Source organism: Pseudomonas migulae NBRC 103157 (assembly GCF_002091715.1).
Lineage (GTDB): Bacteria > Pseudomonadota > Gammaproteobacteria > Pseudomonadales > Pseudomonadaceae > Aquipseudomonas > Aquipseudomonas migulae_A.
Window position 1 is genome coordinate 72,211 of sequence record NZ_BDAG01000009.1, and the last position, 22,089, is coordinate 94,299.

Consider the following 22,089-nt stretch of genomic DNA (forward strand, 5'->3'; position numbering starts at 1 on the left):
ACTCGTCATAAAGCAGCTCACCATGCTTCGTCTATTGTTCTGGATCGCCCTGATTGCCGCTGCGGTATGGTTCTGGCGCAAGTTCAAGGCTCAACCCTCTGTACCCAAGTCCTCTGCCGAACTGGAAGCCGCGCCCATGGTCCGTTGTGCCCATTGTGGCGTCCACCTGCCCCGCGACCGCGCGCTGAACCTTCAACAACAGTGGTATTGCAGCCAGGCTCACCTCGAGCAAGGCCCGGGCACCAGTGATCGCTGAGACGTCCAGTCCCGGCAGCAAACAGGCCCAGCGACTGCTGCGCCTTTATCATCTCTACCGCTTGAGTGTCGGCATCACCCTGGTGCTGCTGATCTCCAGCAACCTCGACAACCAGTTGCTCACCTATTCCAATGACGACCTGTTGCGCAGCGGCAGCTGGTTGTACCTGGTCCTGAACATTCTGCTGGTGGTCTTCCTTGAGAACACCCGCCGTCCGGCGCAACTGTTCAGCCTGGCACTGATGGATGTGCTGCTGCTGTGCGGCCTGTTCTATGCCGCCGGTGGTGTTGCCAGCGCCATTGGCAACCTGCTGATCGTTTCAGTGGCCATCAGCAATGCCTTGTTGCGAAGTCGTATCGGCCTGCTGATTGCCGCCGTCGCCGCAATCGGCATCGTCGGGCTGAGTTTTCTCCTGAGCTTCAGCCATCCCGCCCCCCCTAACGATTACCTGCAAGTCGGTACGCTCGGTGCGCTGTGTTTTGCCGCTGCCTTGCTGGTGCAAGGGCTGATCCAGCGCGTGGAAGTCAGCGAAACCCTCGCCGAACAACGGGCCAGTGAAGTCGTAGGCCTTGAAGCCCTTAATGCGCTGATCCTGCAGCGCATGCGCACCGGCATCCTGGTGCTCGACGACCAGCGGCGAGTGCAACTGGCCAATCACAGCGCCCAGACCCTGCTGGGCCGTGACAACCTCGAAGGCCAACGAATCGATGACCACTCACCCGCACTCGTCGAGCGCCTGCAACTGTGGTTGAACAACCCGACGCTGCGCCCCCAAAGCCTGAAAGTCACCGGCAGTGGCCTGGAGCTGCAACCGAGTTTCATTGCGCTGGACCAAAGCCCACACCACCAGATCCTGGTCTTTCTTGAAGACCTCGCGCAAATCGCCCAGCAGGCGCAACAACTGAAACTCGCCGCCCTCGGCCGCCTGACGGCCGGGATCGCCCACGAAATACGCAATCCGCTGGGCGCCATTAGTCATGCCGCCCAGTTATTGCAGGAATCGGAGGAACTGAACCGCGCGGACCGACGTCTGACCCAGATTATTCAAGATCACTCTCAGCGTATGAATCGGGTTATCGAAAACGTCCTGCAACTGTCCCGCCGCCAGCAAACCGTGTCGCAACGGCTTGATCTGAAGCCGTGGCTGGAACAGTTCGTTGCAGAAAGTCGCGAAGGTGCACTCGATCGTCAGCAGATTCATCTGCATATCGGCTCGGGAGACTTCCAAACCCTGATGGACCCGAACCAGCTGACCCAGATTCTCGACAACCTGCTGCGCAATGCCTGGCGCCACAGCGCTCAAACCCACGATCAGGCGCAGGTCTGGCTTGATCTGTTCATCGACCCCGACACTCAGCTACCGATCATCGAAGTCCTGGACGATGGCCCCGGCGTGGCACCGGATCAGCAAGTGCACCTGTTCGAACCGTTCTTCACCACCAGCCCCCAAGGCACAGGCCTGGGGCTTTATCTGTCCCGTGAACTGTGCGAAAGCAACCAGGCCCGCCTAGACTTCAAACCACGCCAAGGCGGCGGCTGCTTTCGCATCACCTTTGCTCACGGACGGAAACAAAGTTGAACATGAGCCCACGGCAAAAAGTCCTGATTGTCGACGACGAACCGGATATCCGCGAACTCCTGGAAATCACCCTGGGACGAATGAAACTCGACACCTTCAGCGCCCGCAACCTTGGCGAAGCCCAGGCCCTGTTGAAGCGCGAAACGTTCGAGCTGTGCCTGACCGACATGCGCCTGCCGGACGGCACCGGCCTTGAGCTGGTGCAACACATTCAGCAACGCTACCCCCAACTGCCGGTGGCCATGATCACCGCTTACGGCAACCTTGAAACGGCGATCAACGCGCTAAAAGCCGGTGCTTTCGACTTCCTGACCAAACCGGTCGACCTCGCCCGCCTGCGCGAGTTGGTCACCAGCGCACTGCGCATGCCCGCACCGGGTGCCACCGTCGATCGTCGCTTGCTGGGCGACTCGTTGCCCATGCGCAATTTGCGTAAACAAATCGACAAACTGGCCCGCAGCCAGGCGCCGGTGTACATCAGCGGCGAGTCCGGCAGCGGCAAGGAATTGGTCGCACGACTGATCCATGAACAAGGTTCCCGCGCCCACCAGCCGTTTATTCCGGTGAACTGCGGGGCGATCCCGTCGGAATTGATGGAGAGCGAATTTTTCGGCCATCGCAAAGGCAGCTTCAGCGGTGCCATCGAAGACAAACCCGGGCTGTTCCAGGCAGCCCATGGCGGCACGCTGTTCCTCGACGAAGTGGCTGATTTACCGCTGGCGATGCAGGTCAAACTGTTGCGGGCGATTCAGGAAAAAGCCGTTCGCAGCGTGGGCGGACAACAGGAAACCGTGGTCGATGTGCGCATCCTCTGCGCCACCCACAAAGATCTCGCCGCCGAAGTCGCCGCCGAACGCTTTCGCCAGGACTTGTACTACCGGCTCAACGTCATCGAATTACGGGTTCCGCCCTTGCGCGAACGCCGTGATGACATCGAATCGTTGGCCACTCATGTCCTTAAACGTCTGGCAGCCGGCAGCGGCCAGCCCGCCACGAAACTCCACCCGCAAGCGCTCGAGGCGCTGAAAAGCTATCGTTTTCCGGGCAACGTGCGGGAACTGGAGAACATGCTCGAACGGGCTCACACCTTGTGCGAAAACAAGCAGATCGAAGCCAGCGACCTGCGACTGGCCGAAGGCAACTGCACTGCAGACAGTGGGGTGCCGGACCTGACGCAGATCGACAATCTGGAAGACTATCTGGACAACGTCGAACGCAAACTCATCCTCCAGGCCCTGGAGGAAACCCGCTGGAACCGCACGGCCGCGGCTCAGCGGTTGAATTTGTCGTTTCGGTCGATGCGTTACAGGCTGAAGAAGTTCGGGTTGGATTGAGGGCCCATCGCGGGCAAGCCCGCTCCCACAGGTTTTGTGTCGATTGAAAATATTGTGATCGACGCAAACCTTGTGGGAGCGGGCTTGCCCGCGATGGCGATACCACAGACGCCGCGATCAGATCCGCCCGGCCGGCGCATACGGCGCCGGATCAATAATCGGCGCCCTGCCCAGCATCACATCCACAAACAACTGGCACGACGCCGGCGCCAGCACCAACCCGTTGCGGTAATGCCCGCAGTTGAGCCATAACCCATCGAACCCCGGCACCCGACCAATGTAGGGAATTCCCTCCGGAGAACCCGGTCGCAGCCCGGCCCAGTGCCCGACCACTTCGGCCTCCGCCAGCGCAGGAATCAGCTCCACCGCAGAGGCCTTCAGGCTCTCCAGCGCAGACGCGGTCGGTGTCTTGTCGAAGCCTTCATGCTCCAGCGTACTGCCAATCAGAATGTGGCCATCGCGCCGGGGAATCGCATAACGCCCCTTGGCCAACACCATGCTTGGCAGGAAATCCGCCGCGCACTTGTAGAGAATCATCTGCCCTTTCACAGGCTCGACAGGCAGTTCCAGCCCAAGGCTTTTGAGCAAGTCACCGCTCCAGGCACCAGCAGTCAGCACCACTTGATCAGCGTGGATCGCGCCCGTCGAAGTGTGCACGCCGACGACATTATCGCCTTCACGGATAAACCCGCTGACCTCGCACTGCTCGTGAATCGTCACGTTCGGCAGCGCCAGCAAAGCGGACTTGAGGGATTTCACCAGCCGCGGATTGCGCACATTGGCCACGTCGGCCATGTAGATCGCCCGGGAGAAACCGGCGCCCAGCACCGGCACCGTATCGTGCACCGCCGAGATATCCACAGCCCGCAGCGGACGGTTTTCCCGCTCGGCCCAGGCCAGCGCTTCGGCCTCATCATCCAGATCCAGCCAGTACAGGCCGGTGGTGTGCACCTCGGGATCAACTCCTGTCGCGGCGAACAGTCGCTCGCCCAGCTGTGGATAAAAATCCTGGGACCAGTGGGCTAGCGCGGTGACCGCCGGGTTGTAGCGCCACGGATAAAGTGGAGAAACAATGCCACCACCGGCCCAGGAAGATTCCTGACCGACATTCGAACGGTCCAGCAGCACAACGCTCTGTACTTCGGACGCGAGATTGAACGCCGTCAGCAGGCCAATCACACCGCCGCCGACAATCACCACTTGCTGTTGCATGGTCATGTTCCGATCCAAACGTTAGATAGACAGAGGGCGCAAAAGGCGCCCGAAAAAGAAACTCAGCGCCCCCAGCAATCCTTGGTGGTCAGCCCGGTCTTTGCACCGACCATGCTTCTGACACCGGTGTTGGTGATGGTGAAATCGCCACACTTGTCAGTGGCCATGCTGCCGGCCTTGCGCGTTGCGGTCAGCAGAAAGGTCTGGTCGGTCACAGTCGGGGTGATGGTGTAGTAGTCATTGCCGGTGCTCAGGCCGGTGACACCGGTGTAGACATTACTCTTCGAGTAAAACCGTTCGAGAATCTGCGCCTGCTCGGAGAGCAGTCCGGCCACTTCAGCCCGGCGCCCCTTATTCACGTATTCGGTGAGGCTCGGGTAGCCAATGGTGATGACGATCCCGATGATCGCAATCACGATCATGATTTCGATCAGGGTAAAACCTCGGTTGGATCTGCGCATGCCTCAACTCTCGCTTACTGAATTTGTCGCCACATGATGCGACGGCTGCCGCCGCCGCCCTTTTCGGTCAGCGTGGTCACCGTGCCACTGGTGTCGCCCACGAACTTTTTGGTTCCACCGTCGACGATGTTATTCACAATCGGAATTCCACTCGTCATGATCACACCACTGGAAATAGCGTCCTTGCTATCGATCAGTCCATCGTTCGTAGTATCGAGCACCGCGTAGTTGAGCATCTTACCGCTGAACGCATCCAGTTCGACCACTTTGCCAGTGCCGAAACTGGCACAAGGATCCGTGGTATCCACAATGGCCGTGGTAAATACGATTCGCCCCAACACCAGCGCCGCCTGGTTAATCACCCGCTCACCGGTCAATACGCTGTTGTAGACCAGTGGCAGGTACCAGCCCTTTTCCGCCGGATAGGTCACTTCGTTCTGGCTGGTGGTGATGAATTGCCCCGAGCTTCCCGAGAACACGCCCGTCACCGATTGAATCTGCAAACTTGACGTGGTGATCTGTCCGGAGCCGCCGTCCGCATCCCACACCGCATAAAACGCCTGCAGATCCTTGTTGGTCTTGTCGACGGTCTCGTTGAACTTGCCGGTGCCGAAAAACACCACTTTACCGCCCAGTGAATTGTCCGCCAGCAGCGGTTGTGCGGTGATGGGCTGCGAGGCACCGCCCGCAGTCGTGAACAGCGGCTTGCCGGAAAACGCTACGCCCCAGGTGTCCGTGCTGGTGCCGCTTAAATCAAACTTCCACAGCCTTCCTTTCAGGTCGCCACCATAGGCGGCCTGCACCACATTCTGCGAGTTGACCTTGAGCTTCACCGACGACAGGCCATTGGTAGTTTCCGTCCTGTCGACCACGATTTTCTTGATCAGAGACCCATCAAGGATATCCACCACGTACAACGCTGCCACGCCCGAGTTGCTGCCATAGCCGTTGGAAATGAACGCTGCCCACCGCCCATTAGATAAGCGTGCCACTTCCGGACGGGCGTAGGCATAACCCAGATCATTGAAAACGTTCGCCGGGTTTGCAGTCCCGGGAGCACTGATTTCCCACAACGCCTTGATCACGTTACTGGGCGAAGCGTCAAACAACTGCAATGCGTAAAACGTCTTGCCACCGGCCCCTGTCCCGCCGATCGCCAGGGTTTTCCAGGCGCTGTTGAGTTGTGCATCGAATACGCCGACCTGCCCGTCGACCAGAAACCTGTGGCTGACGCCGTTGATGTAGGCCGTATCGGCGATGAAGTGCAACGACGGCAGTACGCTGGAAGGCATGTAGGCATAGCGCCTCGCACCGTTACCCGAGTTGATGACGCTGACAAAACCGTCGTTGGCGTTGACCACCAGGCTGGCGTTCATGTTGGTGGCTTTGGTCGCCAGATAGGTGGTGTAGCTGGTGTCACTCACCAGATCCGATGCGGTTTTGTCCGCCGGCAAGGCCAAGACCAAAGGTGAGTTGATGATGTCGCCGAGCAACACGCTGCGTACCTTCAAGCCCGCTTTGTTGGTGCCCTTGCTCCACTCCACCAGATCGCTGCCGGTGATGCCGGTGGGCAGGCCCTGACTCAGCGCTGTCTGTTGTGTCGAGTCGAAATTGGTGTAAGCCAGGGTGACGGGGGTATTGCTCGCGGTGTTCCAGGACTGATAAGTCGGCGCCGTAGCGCCGGGCACTATGGCGGTGTCGGTGGTCCAGAGCACTGATGAAGTGTTGACCGATCCGGTGGAGGTGAACCCGTAGGATTTGATGGTGCCGCGCCAGTCCTTGGGGTCATAGCTGGTCTGAAAATAGGCAGAGCCAGCCCCGACGATTGAGCTGCTGGTGGTGCCGCTACCTCCTGAACCGGCTTTCGACGTGATGTCGCTCAGGGCAGATGCCAGCGCGGTGTTAAGGCCGACGCTGTCTGTTGCCTGATAGTACTTGCCCTGCCCGTATCTGGCGGCGTCCGACAACATCTGGTTCGCGGCAGTGAAACCTACGGCGTAGGTGTTCATGTTCTGCGTGGGGAAATCCGTGGCGTTCCAGTTCTTGCCGGCGCCGTCGGTACCGGTGGTTCGCATGTCGATGTCGAAAGCGAATTTGGCAATGTCGTCCAGATACAACGTATCACCCTCGCCATCACCGGAGAGATTGTCGCCATCGTTCGCGCTGATGCCATCCCAGTTCGGCAAACGGCTGCCACCGAGCGGGTCGTTGGTCGGGAAGGTCCGGTCGAACGTAGGCAGGCCATCGGTGATCACCACGCCGTAGTTTTTCTGGCAGCGATACTGGATCGGGCTGGTGTAAGTGGTGGGCGTCGAGTTGTAGTACGGCGCCATGCCGCGCATGTACCGCGTGATCTCGTAATAGGTTTCTGCCAGCGGGGTATTGGCGATTGCACTCAAACCCGTGATCGATGAAATCAGGTCATCGAAGTTATCGTCCGCTTTATCCTGGGTAACGCTGCCAACGGGAGACAGATCACTGACTGCGCGGGCAATAAAACCACCGGGTCCGGAATTGGAGCTCGAAGGCGGATTGAACGTCGACAGGCCGATACGCAGCGCACGATTACTGGTAACGAGTTTTTTGGACACATCCTTCGCGACATTCATACGGTAATCATTGGGGATCGCACCGGTGGTGTAATCCCGGCTTGCACCATTGGCCTGCGTTACCAGATAAGACAGGTAGTTAGCCGTGTAACGGGTGTTTTCATTGCCCACCGGGTCAGGCAACTTAAGACAAATCGATGACAGCCCCAAAAACCCCCGATAAAAACCGTACCAATTGCCGTTGGTCGAGCAACCGCCGCGATTCAGGCTCGACAGAGCGATATTGGTATCGTCCATGTCCAGGCTCTGGCCCGAAAAACATGAGGTGTTGGAGCTGCAATTCGCAATTGGTGCTTGATTGGCCGCAGGATTGAAATCCGGCGCCCAAATGATGTTGTTCATGCTTCCCGAGTCGTCGATCAGCAGCATCACGTTTGGCGGAACCGCCGCAGCGCTCAGCAAGGGCGAATCCGAGGGCGTGAACGCGTATGCAGGGGCTGACAGGTACAGGCCCAATGCAACGCCAGAAAGCAACCGCCAGATCCCGGAACACCTGTCAGTACTTGGCATAGATGCTCTCCACCACACTGCGAACGTTATTGCCGACGATGGCCACTGCCGTGACCCGATAAAGCGTCGCAGAGGTGTTGCTTGGCACATTCACGGCGTTCAACGTGGTGCCGATGTTCTGCACCCCGTAGAAACCGTTGGCGGCAGCTATCCAGGTGACACCTGAAGTGGAATTGAGACCGGCAGCCGTGATGGTCGATGACTCGGCGGGTGGCAAACATTGATTGCCGCTGCAAACCGGCAATGCATAAGTACTCAATTGCACCGCACTTTCGCCGATGCGCAACGCGGCTTCGGCGATCTGGAACGACTGATTGCGCAGGGTCACGCTGGTGGCCATTTTTTCCTGCAGGGTGGCGTTCTGCATCGATGAAATTCCGATCAGTGTCAGCAACAGCAGGAACACGAGGCTCACCAGCAATGCCATGCCGCGCTGGGAATGAGAGGTCACGGAAGAGAAATTCATCGGCCCTCCCCTTATGGCAGGCGGTTGCGCAAAGCGGCAACCACGTTGAAGGTTTGCTCGCTAACGCGACTGTTCGGATCTCTCAGCGTCAGCGTCAGGCGCACGCTACGGATTCGCGCAGGGTCGGATGGGTTGAGGCTGTAACTGGAAGCGGATGTATCAGTGGCCGACGCAGCGAGGCCGAAGCTCACGTCGAATTTGCTGACGTTGTCGATGAGCACTGCCTGAGTCGGCGTCCCGATGCCACTGCCCATCGTCAATTGCCCGTTCTTAAGGCTGTAGACCAGCCGCCGAATCGGAAACGCCAACTGTCCCGTCGCAGGATCCTGCTTGTTGGAATAAGCCGTCGCCGTGTTGCGGCAATCGGAAACCACCGTCCAGGTCGGTGTGCTGCCGCCCGCTCCCACATCGGCTGTCACCAGGGTCAGCTTGAGATTGGCATTGTCCCAACTGATCGGCGCTACCTGACTGAGATAGAAACTTCCTCCCGCGCTTGCATCGGTAATCGTCCCCAGACACCCAAACATCCCCACCATGCGGATTTCCTGAATCATCTTGCTCAGCACGAAACGCGCATCTTCCTGAATGTTCGCCGCCGCGTTCTGACTGACGTAGGTGTTCTTGGCCGCGATAAATACCTGCGCCACACCAAGTACCACGACCAGGCTCAACGCCAGGGCGATCAGCATTTCGATCAGGCCGAAACCTCTATTGAGCCGCTTCATGGCGTCGACACCGGATCGACGGCGGCGCGACTGGTCAGCACAAAGCTGCGGCGAGAGTTGGCGACATTGGCAGCCCGCGAGTCGTCCCAAGTGATGGTGATGGTGTACACCCGCTGATTAAGGGTGACGCTGCCCGTGGCGGTGCTGCCGAGGAAATTGACAATGTTGGAGGTGAAGTCGTACAGGTCCTGATCCCGAGCGACACTCAGGTTGCCCGATGTCGGCGGCGTGACGGTGTAATCGGCGCCGGAGTTGGCGCGGATGCGGTCCATCATGTCGTAGGCGATAAAACTTGCCTGGCTGGTCATGCGCGAACTGTCGGTGTATTTCAGCGCATTGAGCTGAAACGCCGCCGCCCCCAACAGGCCCACGCTCAGAATCAACAACGCCACCAGAACCTCGATCAGCGTCATGCCTTCCTGTGCTCGCTTGCTCCATCCCCTCATCCGCAACTTCCACCCAATAGAATTCGTCCGTTCAAACACACATTCAGCGTCCTGCTTTGCGCCCCCAGTACATAGCTGATCACCACCGCCGTGGACGGTGCCGACAGACCGCCCAGATTGTTGAAATCGATGGCGGTCACTCCTGAGGTTAGCGTCAGAGTCGCGTCACTGCTCATCGCTGGAACAACCCGCAACACACTGGCCGGAGTGCCAGTACTGTCGTAGACCGCCAACTCTCCGGTCCAGACGCTACCGCCAGCGGTTGGACGCACCCGGGTGGTAATGCCCCGGTCGATGGCTTCAAGCCTGGCGAAATTCAAAGCGCGCTGCAGGTCGCCGATTTCAGTGTCGGCCTTGGTGCCTTGCACCGAACGGGTAAACGCCGGCACCGCCAGGGTGATCAGAATCAGAAAGACGGCGAGCGCGACCAGCAACTCGATCAGCGTGAAACCTTTTGTACGATGATCCATCGGTGCCCTCCGCTGCCGTCGGCTATACCTGCTGTTACACGCTAGAACATTCGACGGACTGATGTTCGGTTGTTTTCCTATTACTCGCGCAAGGATTGCGCGGGCAACCGCATTCCAGGGAGGGAGTTTTCATGCGCCAGCAAGGTTTCAGTCTGATTGAACTGCTTATGGGACTGATGATTGTCGGGATTGTTCTGCATTTGGTCAGTCCGGCGTTCGCAGCACTCACCGAGTCGAACCATCGAGAAGTAGCAGCGGAGTCGTTGATCAGCGGTATACGCAATGCCAGGACTGCGGCACTCACCCATAACCAGAATGTCGTGATCCATGGCATCAATGGAGACTGGGGTCAGGGCTGGCGGATTATTCTGGACATCAGTGGCAAAGGCCCTGAAGACAGAAGCAATCCACTGTTGATTGAGCACGCACGTGACGCCGGTGTGCCGATTATCGGCAATTGGAGTGTGAACCGTTTTGTACGTTTCAGCCGTCTAGGCGAACCATTGATGCCGGGCAAGGCCTTTCAAGCGGGGACATTGCATATTTGCGCGGCTCGCGAACCGGTCAGCCACCTGCAGGTGGTCCTGGCCCGCTCCGGCCGCGTGCGCCTGGACAGCCAGAAGGCTGAACAAGCGCTGTGTACAGCGAAAAAGATTAAAGCAAAGAACGGACGCGTAACTCTTTAGGCATGGAGAACGTGATGTTTTCCTCGCGACCGGCCAGCTCATCGGCACCGGTAGCGCCCCAGGCCTGCAGTTGCTGAATCACGCCACGCACCAGCACTTCAGGAGCGGAGGCACCAGCGGTAATACCGATACGCTCGACACCGTCGAACCAGCTTTTTTGCAGGTCTTCGGCACCGTCGATCAGGTAGGCCGGGGTGGCCATGCGCTCTGCCAGCTCACGCAAGCGATTGGAGTTGGAGCTGTTCGGGCTGCCGACCACCAACACCACGTCACATTCATCGGCCAGTGTTTTGACTGCATCCTGACGGTTTTGCGTGGCGTAGCAGATGTCGTCCTTGCGCGGACCACCGATCGCCGGAAAGCGCGTACGCAGGGCGTCGATGACGCGGCTGGTATCGTCCATGGACAGGGTCGTCTGGGTGACGAATGCCAGTTTTTCAGGATTGTGCACCTGCAACGCGGCAACGTCTTTTTCATCTTCAACCAGATAGATCGCGCCACCATTGCTGCCATCGTACTGGCCCATGGTGCCTTCGACTTCCGGATGACCGGCGTGGCCGATCAGGATGCATTCACGGCCGTCACGGCTGTATCGCGCAACTTCAATGTGCACCTTGGTCACCAGCGGGCACGTCGCGTCGAACACTTTGAGGCCACGGCCAGCGGCTTCGGTGCGAACAGCCTGGGAAACGCCGTGGGCACTGAAGATCACGATCACGTCGTCGGGCACCTGATCCAGTTCCTCAACGAAGATCGCGCCGCGAGCGCGCAGGTCTTCGACGACGAATTTGTTGTGCACCACTTCGTGGCGCACATAGATCGGCGGCCCGAAGACTTCCAGGGCGCGGTTGACGATTTCGATCGCACGGTCCACACCGGCGCAGAAGCCACGGGGGTTGGCGAGTTTGATTTGCATGCTGTGCCTCGTGTCTTGCCCTGTGTAGGAGCGAGCTTGCTCGCGAAAAACGAAAAGAAGACTCGTTTCGCCAGGATGTTCGCGTCATCGTTGACGCCCATCGCGAGCTCGCTCCTACAGGACACCGCGTAAATTCAGAAAGAACGTATGTTATCGCGAGCCGGTGGGGTCAGTTACAACGATTTGACGCTGATGATCTCGACGTCAAAGGTCAATGTCTTGCCGGCCAGCGGATGGTTGAAGTCGATGGTCACTTGCTCGTCATCGAACTCCTTCACAACGCCAGGCAGCTCAGTATTGGCCGCATCGTTGAAGATCACCAGCAAACCCGGCGACAGGTCCATGTCCTTGAACTGCGAGCGCGGGATGATCTGCACGTTTTGCGGGTTTGGCTGGCCGAACGCGTTTTCCGGCTGAATCGTCAGCGTACGCTTATCGCCCGCCTTGAAGCCGAACAGTGCCGCTTCGAAACCTGGTAACAGGTTGCCGTCGCCGACCTGGAAGGTCGCCGGGGCTTTGTCGAAGGTGCTGTCGACGGTGTCGCCGTTCTCCAGGCGCAGTGCAAAGTGCAAGGTGACTTCCGTGTTCTGGCGGATGCGTTGCTCAGCCAATACCTGTTCAGTCATGAACGGCTTCTCCGGTCTTTTTACTTTTGAACATGTCCAGCGCAAGCATCACGGCACCGACAGTAATTGCACTGTCGGCGAAGTTGAACGCAGGGAAATACCAGCGGTTCTGCCAATGCACCAGAATGAAATCGATCACATGGCCCAGGGCAATGCGGTCATACAGGTTGCCCAGCGCGCCACCGAGTACCAGGGCCAGCGCAATGGCCAGCCAGGTTTCGTTGCGCCCCAGACGTTTGAGCCATACCACCAGCACCGCACTGACCACCACCGCGATCAAGGCAAACAGCCAGCGCTGCCAGCCCGAGCTGTCGGCCAGGAAGCTGAACGCAGCGCCGGTGTTGTAGGCCAGGGTCCAGCTGAAGTAATCGGGGATCACCACGATCTGCTGGTACATCTTCAACGAGCCTTCAAAGTAGAACTTGCTGGCCTGGTCGATGACCAGGACCAGCAAACTCAACCAGAGCCAGCTCAGCCGTCCGAAACGGCCAACGGCATTAGGCATAGTGACGAACCTCGCCAGCGCCGCTGATGTTGTCGACGCAACGACCGCAGATTTCCGGATGCTCCGGGTTCACGCCGACGTCTTCACGGCAGTGCCAGCAACGGGCGCACTTGGCGAAGGCCGACTTGACGATTTTCAGCTTCAGGCCGCTGACTTCGGTGACCACTGCGTCCGCTGGTGCCTGAACAAAAGGCGCAACGCTGGCGGTCGAGGTGATCAGCACGAAACGCAGTTCGTTGCTCAGTTTGGCCAGGTCGGCGCTCAGCGCGTCTTCGGCAAACAGCGTCACTTCGGCTTGCAGGTTGCCACCGACGGCCTTGGCCGCGCGCTGGATTTCCATTTCCTTGTTCACAGCGACCTTCACCGCCATGATCCGCTCCCAGTAGGCGCGGCCCAGTTCAACGTTTTCCGGCAGTTCGGTCAGGCCTTCGTACCAGGTGTTGAGCATCACCGATTCGTTACGCTCGCCCGGCAGGTATTCCCACAGTTCGTCGGCGGTGAACGCAAGGATCGGCGCGATCCAGCGCACCAGCGCTTCGGAGATGTGATACAGCGCGGTTTGCGCCGAACGGCGGGCCTTGCTGTTGGCGCCAGTGGTGTACTGACGGTCCTTGATGATATCGAGGTAGAAACCGCCCAGCTCCTGCACGCAGAAGTTGTGGATCTTGGAGTAGACGTTCCAGAAGCGGTACTCGCCGTAGTGCTCTTGCAGCTCGCGTTGCAGCAGCAGCGTGCGGTCAACGGCCCAACGGTCCAGCGCCAGCATTTCTTCGGCCGGCAGGATGTCGGTGGCCGGGTTGAAACCGGTCAGGTTGGAGAGCAGGAAGCGCGCGGTGTTACGGATCCGCCGGTAAGCGTCCGCACTGCGTTGCAGGATCTGCTCGGACACCGCCATTTCACCCGAGTAATCGGTAGAAGCGACCCACAGACGCATGATGTCGGCGCCCAGGGTGTCGTTGACTTTTTGCGGCGCGATCACGTTGCCCAGCGATTTGGACATCTTGCGGCCGGACTCATCCACGGTGAAGCCGTGGGTCAGCAGTTCGCGATACGGCGCGTGGTTGTCGATGGCGCAACCGGTCAGCAGCGATGAGTGGAACCAGCCGCGGTGTTGGTCCGACCCTTCCAGGTACAGGTCGGCGCGCGGGCCGGTCTCGTGGCCCATCGGGTGCGAACCGCGCAGAACGTGCCAATGCGTGGTACCCGAATCGAACCAGACGTCCAGGGTGTCGCTGATCTTGTCGTACTGCGGCGCTTCGTCACCGAGCAACTCGGCAGCGTCCATCTTGAACCAGGCTTCGATGCCTTCGACTTCGACGCGCTTGGCGACTTCTTCCATCAGCTCGGCGGTACGCGGGTGCAGCTCGCCGCTTTCCTTGTTCAGGAAGAACGGGATCGGCACGCCCCAATTGCGCTGACGGGAGATGCACCAGTCCGGACGGTTGGCGATCATCGAGTGCAGGCGCGCCTGGCCCCAGGCTGGAACGAACTGAGTCTCTTCGATGGCTTTGAGCGCGCGCTTGCGCAGGGTTTCGCCGGTCGCAGGCTCTTTGTCCATGCCGATGAACCACTGCGCGGTGGCGCGATAGATCAATGGGGTTTTGTGACGCCAGCAGTGCATGTAGCTGTGTTCGATGATGGTGGTGTGCAGCAACGCACCGACTTCGGTCAGTTTATCGACGATGGCCGGGTTGGCTTTCCAGATGAACTGGCCGCCAAAGAACTCCAGCGACGGTACGTAAACACCGTTGCTCTGTACCGGGTTGAGGATGTCATCGTTGACCATGCCGTATTTCTTGCAGGTCACGAAGTCGTCTACGCCGTAGGCCGGCGAGGAGTGAACCACGCCGGTGCCGGCGCCCAGTTCAACGTAGTCGGCCAGGTAAACCGGCGACAGGCGATCGTAGAACGGGTGACGGAAGTTGATCAGCTCCAGCTCTTTACCGGTGGTGGTCGCGATGACCGAGCCTTCCAGGCTGTAACGGGCCAGGCAGGATTCGACCAGCTCTTCAGCCAGGACCAGCAGTTTGTCGCCGACATCGACCAGGGCGTAGTTGAATTCCGGGTGAACGTTCAACGCCTGGTTGGCCGGGATGGTCCACGGGGTGGTGGTCCAGATCACGATCGAAGCCGGTTTGCCCAGCGACGACAGACCGAAAGCGGCAGCCAGTTTGGCTTCATCGGCAATCGGGAACGCCACGTCGATGGTCGAGGACTTCTTGTTCTCGTACTCGACTTCCGCTTCAGCCAGGGCCGAACCGCAGTCGAAGCACCAGTTCACGGGCTTGAGGCCCTTGAACACGAAACCGCCCTTGACGATTTCGGCGAGTGCGCGGATTTCACCGGCCTCGTTCTTGAAATCCATGGTCTTGTACGGGTTGGCGAAGTCGCCCAACACGCCCAGACGGATGAATTCGGACTTCTGGCCTTCGATCTGCTCGGTGGCGTAGGCACGGCACAGTTCGCGGGTCTTGTCCGCGCCCAGGTTCTTGCCGTGGGTCACTTCGACTTTGTGCTCGATCGGCAGACCGTGGCAGTCCCAGCCCGGAACATAAGGCGCATCGAAACCCGACAGGGTCTTCGAGCGGATGATCATGTCCTTGAGGATCTTGTTCAGCGCATGACCGATGTGAATCGTGCCGTTGGCGTACGGAGGACCGTCGTGAAGTACGAACTTCGGACGATCCTTGCCAATTTCGCGCAACTTACCGTACAGGCCAATGCTGTCCCAGCGCTGCAGAATCTGCGGTTCGCGCTGAGGCAGGCCGGCCTTCATTGGGAAGGCGGTGTCCGGAAGGTTTAGCGTGGCTTTATAGTCGGTCATTTATGGCTCTTCATTAGCGATTGGCGCTAGGTGCGACAGGGCACGGGCGGCGGCGACATCCGCATTGATCGCCGTCTTAAGCGCCTCCAGAGAGGCGAAACGCTGCTCTTCACGCAGCTTGTGGTGGAAAACCACCGTCAAACGCCGGTCATACAGATCGCCGGCAAAATCTAAAAGATGTACTTCGAGGTGGGCCTTGCCATCCCCTTGGACCGTTGGCCGCACGCCGATGTTGGCGACGCCTGGCCAGGTCTTGCCGTCGATGTCGATGTCGACCAGGAAAACCCCGGACAACGGCACGCGACGGCGCTTGAGTTGAATGTTGGCGGTTGGCGTACCCAGTTGGCGCGCCAGCTTCTGGCCGTGCAACACACGCCCGGTAATCTGGAACGGACGACCGAGCAGGCGTTCGGCCAAGGCAAAGTCTGCAGCGGCCAGGGCATTTCGCACCTGGGTGCTGCTGACGCGTATACCGTCCAGTTCAACGGTTTGCGCCGCTTCGACGGTGAAGCCTTGCATGACGCCGGCCTGTTGCAGGAAATCGAAATCCCCTACCCGGTCACAGCCGAAGCGGAAGTCGTCGCCGACCTCCAGGTGCTGCACGCCAAGGCCGTCCACCAGAATGGTATCGACGAACTCGCTGGCGCTGAGCTTGCTCAGGCGTTGATTGAAGGCCAGGCACAGAACCCGGTCGACACCTTCGTCAGCCAGCAGCTGCAACTTGTCTCGCAGACGCGCCAGACGGGCCGGCGCCGTGTCCGGGGCGAAAAATTCCCGCGGCTGCGGCTCGAAAATCACCACGCAGCTGGGCACGCTCAACTCGAGCGCTCGCTCACGCAGCCTCGCCAGGATAGCCTGGTGGCCACGGTGAACACCGTCAAAGTTGCCAATAGTGGCGACACAGCCCCGATGCTGGGGGCGCAGGTTGTGGAGGCCTCGAACCAGCTGCATAACGCGCTTCTTGCTCATAAAGTGGTCGATTATAACCACACCCGGCGGCCGACGACAGGCAACACCGTAACCCAAAGTGATCGAACCGACAAAACCGCCGGCTCGCCCGTGTTTATCGAGGCAATAGCCTCAACTCAGCGCCTTGCGATTGAAGTCGCGCAAACGGAAGCCCATCAGCAGCAACATGCCGAAATAAGAGACCACGCCAGCAACCACCAGCGCGCCCAGACGCAGGAATCGCTCGAGCATGTGCCCCTGATCCCAGGCCGGCATAAAGTGCATCCCGGCCAGCAACACCGCTGACATCACCAACACCGCGATCACCAGCTTCGCACCGAACTTACCCCAGCCCGGTTGTGGCTGGTACATCTGCTGCTTGCGCAGCTGATAGAACAGCAGGCCGGCGTTGATGCAGGCACCGGCGCTGATCGCCAGTGCCAGCCCGGCGTGGGCCAGCGGACCGATCAACACCAGGTTGAACAACTGCGTGACGACCAACGTGAAAATCGCGATTTTTACCGGCGTGCGGATGTTTTGTTGCGCATAAAAGCCTGGCGCCAGCACTTTGATCACGATAATCCCGATCAATCCGACCGAATAAGCGATCAGCGCCCGCTGGGTCATGGCCGCGTCGAAGGCGTTGAACTGACCGTACTGGAATAACGAAACCGTCAACGGCTCAGCCAGAATCCCCAGCGCAAGCGAGCATGGCAGCACCAGCATGAAGCACAGGCGCAGGCCCCAATCGAGAATCCGCGAATACTCGGCGCGGTCCTTGCTGGCGTAGGTCTTGGCCAGAGTCGGCAGCAGAATCGTGCCCAACGCCACGCCCAGTACACCGGACGGCAATTCCATCAAGCGGTCGGCGTAATACATCCACGATACGGAGCCGGCGACCAGGAACGACGCAAAAATGGTGTTGATGATCAGCGAAATCTGACTCACCGAAACGCCGAGAATCGCCGGCAGCATTTGTTTCATGACCCGCCAGACGCCGCTGTCGCGCAGGTTCAGGCGCGGCAGCACGAGCATGCCGATTTTTTTCAGGTGCGGCAGCTGATAAAGCAATTGCGCCAGCCCACCGGCCAGCACTGCCCAACCCAGGGCCATCACTGGCGGATCGAAATACGGTGTCAGGAACACCGAAAAGATGATCATGCTGACATTGAGCAAGGTCGGCACGAAGGCCGGCACCGAGAAGCGGTTATAGGTGTTGAGGATCGCCCCGGCCAGTGAAGACAGGGAGATCAGCAATATATAAGGAAAGGTCACCCGCAACAGGTTGGACGTCAGCTCGAACTTTTCCGGCGTGTCGGTAAAACCTGGCGCGGTCGCCCAGATCACCCATGGCGCGGCGAGCATGCCCAGTGCGGTGACCAGCGCCAGTACCAGCGTCAGCAGGCCGGAGACGTAGGCAACAAAAGTGCGTGTCGCCTCCTCGCCCTCCTGGCTTTTATATTCGGCAAGAATCGGCACGAACGCCTGGGAAAAGGCCCCTTCGGCGAAGATCCGGCGCAGCAGATTGGGCAACTTGAAGGCGATGAAGAAGGCGTCGGTCGCCATTCCCGCGCCGAATGTGCGTGCAATGAGGGTGTCACGGACGAACCCCAGAATCCGGGAAAGCATCGTGATAGAGCTGACGGCGGCCAACGATTTGAGCAGATTCATTGAAAGAGTTTGTGCCTGTCGATAAACAGCAGGCGAACAACGCGCCCACTTATGCGATACTCCGCGCCGCAGCAGCACAGAGCCAAAGCTCGCGAGTTTACAGGTCAAGCGCCGGAAATAAATATCCCGCCTCTTTATACCTACCACTTAGCGGAACGTCTCAACCGCCCTTGACAAGACATCAACTCATCGGCATGATTCGCGGCCTATTTTGTTTGCTATTTCCTAAAAAGTCTTTCGAGGAGCTCGACGGTGGCCAACACACCTTCCGCCAAAAAACGTGCAAAACAGGCTGAGAAGCGTCGCAGCCACAACGCCAGCCTGCGTTCCATGGTTCGTACCTACATCAAGAATGTAGTTAAGGCCATCGACGCAAAAGACGCTGAAAAAGCTCAAGCTGCTTACGTTCTGGCCGTGCCAGTTATCGACCGTATGGCCGATAAAGGCATCATCCACAAGAACAAGGCTGCTCGCCATAAGAGCCGCCTGAACGGTCACGTCAAGGCTCTGAACCTTGCTGTTGCCGCATAAGCGATAAGCTTGTTGAAAAACCGACCCCAGGGTCGGTTTTTTATTGCCTGTCATTTAGTAAACGCACCGCAAAAAAATATGGGAGCAGGCTTGCTCGCGAATGCGCTGTATCAGCCGGCATCAATATCGCCTGACACACCGCATTCGCGAGCAAGCCCGCTCCCACAATTTGGATCTTCGCCAGTTTATTGAGCGTGCGCCCACGGCAGAATCGGAATCGCCGTCACCGCATTCTGCGGGCTGCCTTCGATCAAGCGATCGCTGTAGACCAGATACACCAGCGTATTGCGCTTTTTGTCGAGGAATCGCACCACCTGCATGGTCTTGAACACCAGCGATGTACGCTCCTTGAACACTTCCTCGCCATCCTTCAACTCGCCTTTGAAGTTGATCGGCCCCACCTGACGACAAGCGATAGACGCCTCAGCGCGATCCTCAGCCAAACCCAGACCACCCTTCACGCCGCCAGTCTTGGCCCGGGACAGGTAGCAGGTCACGCCCTCGACCTTCGGATCATCAAATGCTTCGACCACGATGCGGTCATTCGGGCCGACGAACTTGAACACCGTCGACACCTGACCAATCTCCTCGGCCGAGGCCAGCAGCGGCATTGCCAACAGCAGCCCCAACAATCCTTTTGCAACACGCATTCAGGTATTCCTTCAGACCAGGATCAGGTTATCGCGGTGAACCAGTTCCGGTTCCGCCATATAACCCAACAGACCGACAATCGCCTCAGACGATTGACCGATGATTTTCTGCGCTTCCAGCGCGCTGTAGTTGGCCAGGCCACGGGCAATCTCACGACCGTCCGGCGCCACGCACACCACCATTTCGCCGCGACGAAAACTGCCCTGGACCAGCTTGACGCCGACCGGCAGCAGGCTTTTGTTGCCTTGGGACAACGCCGTCACCGCCCCCGCATCCAGCACCAGCGTGCCACGGGTTTGCAAATGGCCGGCCAGCCATTGTTTGCGCGCCGCCAGCATACCGCGCTCCGGCGACAGCAAGGTGCCAATACGCTCGCCCGCCTTCAGGCGATCCAGCACACGCTCAAGGCGCCCACCGACGATGATGGTGTGCGCACCGGAACGCGCCGCCAGACGCGCCGCACGCAACTTGGTCTGCATGCCGCCACGACCCAACGCACCACCGGTACCGCCCGCCACCGCATCCAGAGCCGGATCATCAGCGCGTGCTTCGTAAATCAGCTTGGCATCGGGATTGTTGCGCGGATCGGCATCGAACATGCCGTCGCGATCGGTGAGGATCACCAGCAAATCAGCTTCGACCAGGTTGGCCACCAGCGCCGCCAGCGTGTCGTTGTCGCCAAAACGAATTTCGTCGGTGACCACGGTGTCGTTTTCGTTGATTACCGGGATGACTTTCAACTCGACCAAGGCACGCAAGGTGCTGCGGGCGTTCAGGTAGCGCTTGCGGTCGGACAGGTCGTCGTGCGTCAGGAGAATCTGCGCGGTGTGTCGGCCATGCTCGGCAAAGCTCGATTCCCAGGCTTGAACCAGACCCATCTGACCGATAGCGGCAGCCGCCTGCAGTTCGTGCATCGCACTGGGTCGTACGGTCCAGCCCAGACGACTCATGCCCGCCGCTACCGCCCCGGAGGACACCAGCACCAGCTCGACGCCCGCTTCATGCAAGGCCACCATCTGTTCGACCCAGACCCCCATTGCCGCGCGATCCAGGCCCTTGCCGTCCGCCGTCAGCAACGCGCTGCCGATTTTCACGACCCAACGCTGCGCACCTGTCACCTTGCTCCGCATCATCTTCAACCTTAGCTTGAGGACAGCGCGACCCAGCGCTGCCCATAACGTTATTCGTGACTACCGATTTCCAGATACTAAAACGCCGCTCCAGGGAGCGGCGTTCAAGTTTATCGCAACAGATCAGTCGCGCACGTAAATGATTTCCGGACCGTCCTCATCATCCACGTCTTCTTCGTCCCAATCATCGTCGCCGATGTCATGGACCGACTTCACGCCACTGCGACGCAGGGCACGCTGGTCGTCCAGAGCCTGCAGTTGAGCACGGGCTTCGTCTTCGATGCGCTGATCGAGTTCAGCCAGCTCTTCCTTGTAAGCAGGGTCGTTCGCCAGGCGATCGGCACGATCTTCCATGTAACGCATGATGTCGTGACACAGACGCTCGGTGCCCAGCTTGGAGATGGCGGAGATCACGTAAACCGGACCGGTCCACTCCAGGCGATCAACGATTTCCTTGACGCGAGCATCGTGCTCTTCTTCAAGGATCTGGTCGCACTTGTTCAGTACCAGCCAGCGATCACGCTCAGCCAAAGACGGGCTGAACTTGGTCAGTTCGCTGACGATCACTTCAGCAGCGTCCGGGGCACTGGTGTCGTCGAGCGGCGCCATGTCCACGAGGTGCAGCAGCAAACGGGTACGCGACAAGTGCTTGAGGAAGCGAATCCCCAGGCCTGCGCCATCGGAAGCGCCTTCGATCAGACCCGGAATGTCCGCGACCACGAAGCTCTTCCAGCGATCGACGCTGACCACGCCCAGGTTCGGCACCAGCGTGGTGAACGGGTAGTCGGCGACTTTCGGCTTGGCAGCCGACACCGAACGAATGAAGGTACTTTTGCCCGCATTCGGCAAGCCCAGCAGGCCGACGTCCGCCAACACCTTCATTTCCAGCTTCAGATCACGCGCCTCACCCGGTTTACCCGGAGTGGTCTGACGCGGAGCGCGGTTGGTACTGGATTTGAAACGGGTGTTGCCCAGACCGTGCCAGCCGCCATGCGCCACCAGCAGTTTCTGGCCAGCCTTGGTCAGGTCGCCGATCACTTCCTGGGTGGCAGCATCGATGACAGTCGTGCCAACCGGAACACGCAGCACCAGCTCTTCACCTTTCTTGCCGGTGCAGTCGGTGCTGCCGCCGTTGGAACCGCGCTCGGCATCGAAGTGCCGGGTGTAACGGTAGTCCACCAGGGTGTTGAGGTTTTCATCGGCGATCATGTAGACCGAGCCGCCATCACCACCGTCACCGCCGTTCGGGCCGCCGTTTTCGATGAATTTCTCGCGACGGAAGCTCATGCAACCGTTGCCGCCGTCACCGGCCTTTACTCGAATCGATACTTCATCAACAAACTTCATAACAAAACGCCTCTCGCCATACGGACGAGCCGAAAAAATCTAGACATAAGACTCTTGCAAAAATGAGCGCAGCGACCTCAATCAACGACCGCAAATCCAGCGCTGGAGCCCATTACAAACAGCTTTGCAAGAGACTCACCCCACAAACGAAAAAGCCCCGTCGCAAGACAGGGCTTTTCCAGCAAC

The 22,089-nt window shown here is 59.1% G+C and carries 21 protein-coding genes; 5 read left to right on the forward strand and 16 right to left on the reverse strand.

Annotated elements, in window-relative coordinates; genetic code table 11:
- Nucleotides 1-22 precede the first annotated feature (22 nt).
- Genes PMI01S_RS09330 through PMI01S_RS09340 form a run of 3 tightly spaced genes read left to right on the forward strand, consistent with a single transcriptional unit; the run spans nucleotide 23 to nucleotide 3,169 of the window.
- Entirely contained in the window at nucleotides 23-256 is a 234-nt protein-coding gene (locus PMI01S_RS09330; RefSeq protein WP_084319472.1) for a PP0621 family protein, read from the forward strand.
- The gene (locus PMI01S_RS09335; RefSeq protein ID WP_084319474.1) at nucleotides 246-1,835 is read left to right on the forward strand and encodes a sensor histidine kinase; all 1,590 of its coding nucleotides are present in this window, start codon (nucleotides 246-248) and stop codon (nucleotides 1,833-1,835) included. The genes PMI01S_RS09330 and PMI01S_RS09335 overlap by 11 nt, the downstream gene beginning before the upstream one ends.
- Nucleotides 1,836-1,837: 2 nt before the next feature.
- Entirely contained in the window at nucleotides 1,838-3,169 is a 1,332-nt protein-coding gene (locus PMI01S_RS09340; RefSeq protein WP_084319476.1) for a sigma-54-dependent transcriptional regulator, read from the forward strand.
- Between the two features lie 117 nt (nucleotides 3,170-3,286).
- Here the strand turns inward: PMI01S_RS09340 and thiO are convergent, their stop codons facing one another.
- The 7 genes from thiO to PMI01S_RS09375 are packed head-to-tail and all read right to left on the reverse strand — an operon-like array spanning nucleotide 3,287 to nucleotide 10,068.
- Nucleotides 3,287-4,387 (reverse strand): glycine oxidase ThiO, encoded by a 1,101-nt coding sequence (gene thiO / locus PMI01S_RS09345; RefSeq protein ID WP_084319478.1) that lies wholly within the window; start codon nucleotides 4,385-4,387, stop codon nucleotides 3,287-3,289.
- 56 nt (nucleotides 4,388-4,443) lie between these two features.
- A complete protein-coding gene (locus tag PMI01S_RS09350; RefSeq protein WP_084319479.1) occupies nucleotides 4,444-4,842 on the reverse strand; it encodes a type IV pilin protein in 399 nt (132 codons plus the stop codon).
- 14 nt (nucleotides 4,843-4,856) lie between these two features.
- Nucleotides 4,857-7,961 carry a pilus assembly protein gene (locus PMI01S_RS09355; RefSeq protein WP_084319481.1) on the reverse strand — a complete coding sequence of 1,035 codons (3,105 nt, stop codon included), beginning with the start codon at nucleotides 7,959-7,961 and terminating at the stop codon, nucleotides 4,857-4,859.
- Nucleotides 7,948-8,427 (reverse strand): pilus assembly PilX family protein, encoded by a 480-nt coding sequence (locus PMI01S_RS09360; RefSeq protein WP_084319483.1) that lies wholly within the window; start codon nucleotides 8,425-8,427, stop codon nucleotides 7,948-7,950. Before PMI01S_RS09360 ends, PMI01S_RS09355 begins: the two co-directional genes overlap by 14 nt.
- 11 nt (nucleotides 8,428-8,438) lie before the next feature.
- On the reverse strand, nucleotides 8,439-9,152 hold the full coding sequence (locus tag PMI01S_RS09365) for a PilW family protein (RefSeq protein ID WP_084319485.1): 714 nt from the start codon (nucleotides 9,150-9,152) through the stop codon (nucleotides 8,439-8,441).
- Nucleotides 9,149-9,598 (reverse strand): type IV pilus modification protein PilV, encoded by a 450-nt coding sequence (gene pilV / locus PMI01S_RS09370; protein ID WP_084319487.1) that lies wholly within the window; start codon nucleotides 9,596-9,598, stop codon nucleotides 9,149-9,151. Before pilV ends, PMI01S_RS09365 begins: the two co-directional genes overlap by 4 nt.
- Entirely contained in the window at nucleotides 9,595-10,068 is a 474-nt protein-coding gene (locus tag PMI01S_RS09375; protein WP_084319489.1) for a GspH/FimT family pseudopilin, read from the reverse strand. Before PMI01S_RS09375 ends, pilV begins: the two co-directional genes overlap by 4 nt.
- Nucleotides 10,069-10,199: 131 nt before the next feature.
- Between PMI01S_RS09375 and PMI01S_RS09380 the strand changes: the two genes are divergently transcribed.
- On the forward strand, nucleotides 10,200-10,754 hold the full coding sequence (locus PMI01S_RS09380) for a GspH/FimT family pseudopilin (RefSeq protein ID WP_084319491.1): 555 nt from the start codon (nucleotides 10,200-10,202) through the stop codon (nucleotides 10,752-10,754).
- Here the strand turns inward: PMI01S_RS09380 and ispH are convergent.
- The 6 genes from ispH to murJ form a co-directional block, all read right to left on the reverse strand.
- Entirely contained in the window at nucleotides 10,723-11,670 is a 948-nt protein-coding gene (gene ispH / locus PMI01S_RS09385) for a 4-hydroxy-3-methylbut-2-enyl diphosphate reductase (RefSeq protein ID WP_084319493.1), read from the reverse strand. The genes PMI01S_RS09380 and ispH overlap by 32 nt on opposite strands.
- Nucleotides 11,671-11,843: 173 nt before the next feature.
- Nucleotides 11,844-12,281 carry an FKBP-type peptidyl-prolyl cis-trans isomerase gene (fkpB, locus tag PMI01S_RS09390; RefSeq protein WP_174602658.1) on the reverse strand — a complete coding sequence of 146 codons (438 nt, stop codon included), beginning with the start codon at nucleotides 12,279-12,281 and terminating at the stop codon, nucleotides 11,844-11,846.
- 7 nt (nucleotides 12,282-12,288) lie between these two features.
- Complete coding sequence (gene lspA / locus PMI01S_RS09395) at nucleotides 12,289-12,801, reverse strand: signal peptidase II (protein WP_084319497.1); 513 nt, start codon at nucleotides 12,799-12,801, stop codon at nucleotides 12,289-12,291.
- Entirely contained in the window at nucleotides 12,794-15,625 is a 2,832-nt protein-coding gene (ileS, locus tag PMI01S_RS09400; protein ID WP_084319499.1) for an isoleucine--tRNA ligase, read from the reverse strand. The genes lspA and ileS overlap by 8 nt, the downstream gene beginning before the upstream one ends.
- Complete coding sequence (gene ribF / locus PMI01S_RS09405) at nucleotides 15,626-16,576, reverse strand: bifunctional riboflavin kinase/FAD synthetase (RefSeq protein WP_084319501.1); 951 nt, start codon at nucleotides 16,574-16,576, stop codon at nucleotides 15,626-15,628. It abuts the gene before it with no gap.
- 129 nt (nucleotides 16,577-16,705) lie between these two features.
- On the reverse strand, nucleotides 16,706-18,244 hold the full coding sequence (murJ, locus tag PMI01S_RS09410) for a murein biosynthesis integral membrane protein MurJ (RefSeq protein ID WP_084319503.1): 1,539 nt from the start codon (nucleotides 18,242-18,244) through the stop codon (nucleotides 16,706-16,708).
- Between the two features lie 252 nt (nucleotides 18,245-18,496).
- Between murJ and rpsT the strand changes: the two genes are divergently transcribed.
- Nucleotides 18,497-18,775, forward strand: coding sequence for a 30S ribosomal protein S20 (gene rpsT, locus PMI01S_RS09420; RefSeq protein WP_008154937.1), 279 nt, complete (start codon nucleotides 18,497-18,499; stop codon nucleotides 18,773-18,775).
- Between the two features lie 185 nt (nucleotides 18,776-18,960).
- Here rpsT and PMI01S_RS09425 read toward each other — a convergent pair whose 3' ends face one another.
- The 3 genes from PMI01S_RS09425 to cgtA form a co-directional block, all read right to left on the reverse strand.
- Nucleotides 18,961-19,425 carry a CreA family protein gene (locus PMI01S_RS09425; RefSeq protein ID WP_007901880.1) on the reverse strand — a complete coding sequence of 155 codons (465 nt, stop codon included), beginning with the start codon at nucleotides 19,423-19,425 and terminating at the stop codon, nucleotides 18,961-18,963.
- 12 nt (nucleotides 19,426-19,437) lie between these two features.
- A complete protein-coding gene (gene proB, locus PMI01S_RS09430) occupies nucleotides 19,438-20,556 on the reverse strand; it encodes a glutamate 5-kinase (RefSeq protein ID WP_017340857.1) in 1,119 nt (372 codons plus the stop codon).
- Nucleotides 20,557-20,679: 123 nt separating this feature from the next.
- A complete protein-coding gene (gene cgtA, locus PMI01S_RS09435) occupies nucleotides 20,680-21,903 on the reverse strand; it encodes an Obg family GTPase CgtA (protein ID WP_008037904.1) in 1,224 nt (407 codons plus the stop codon).
- Nucleotides 21,904-22,089 lie beyond the last annotated feature (186 nt).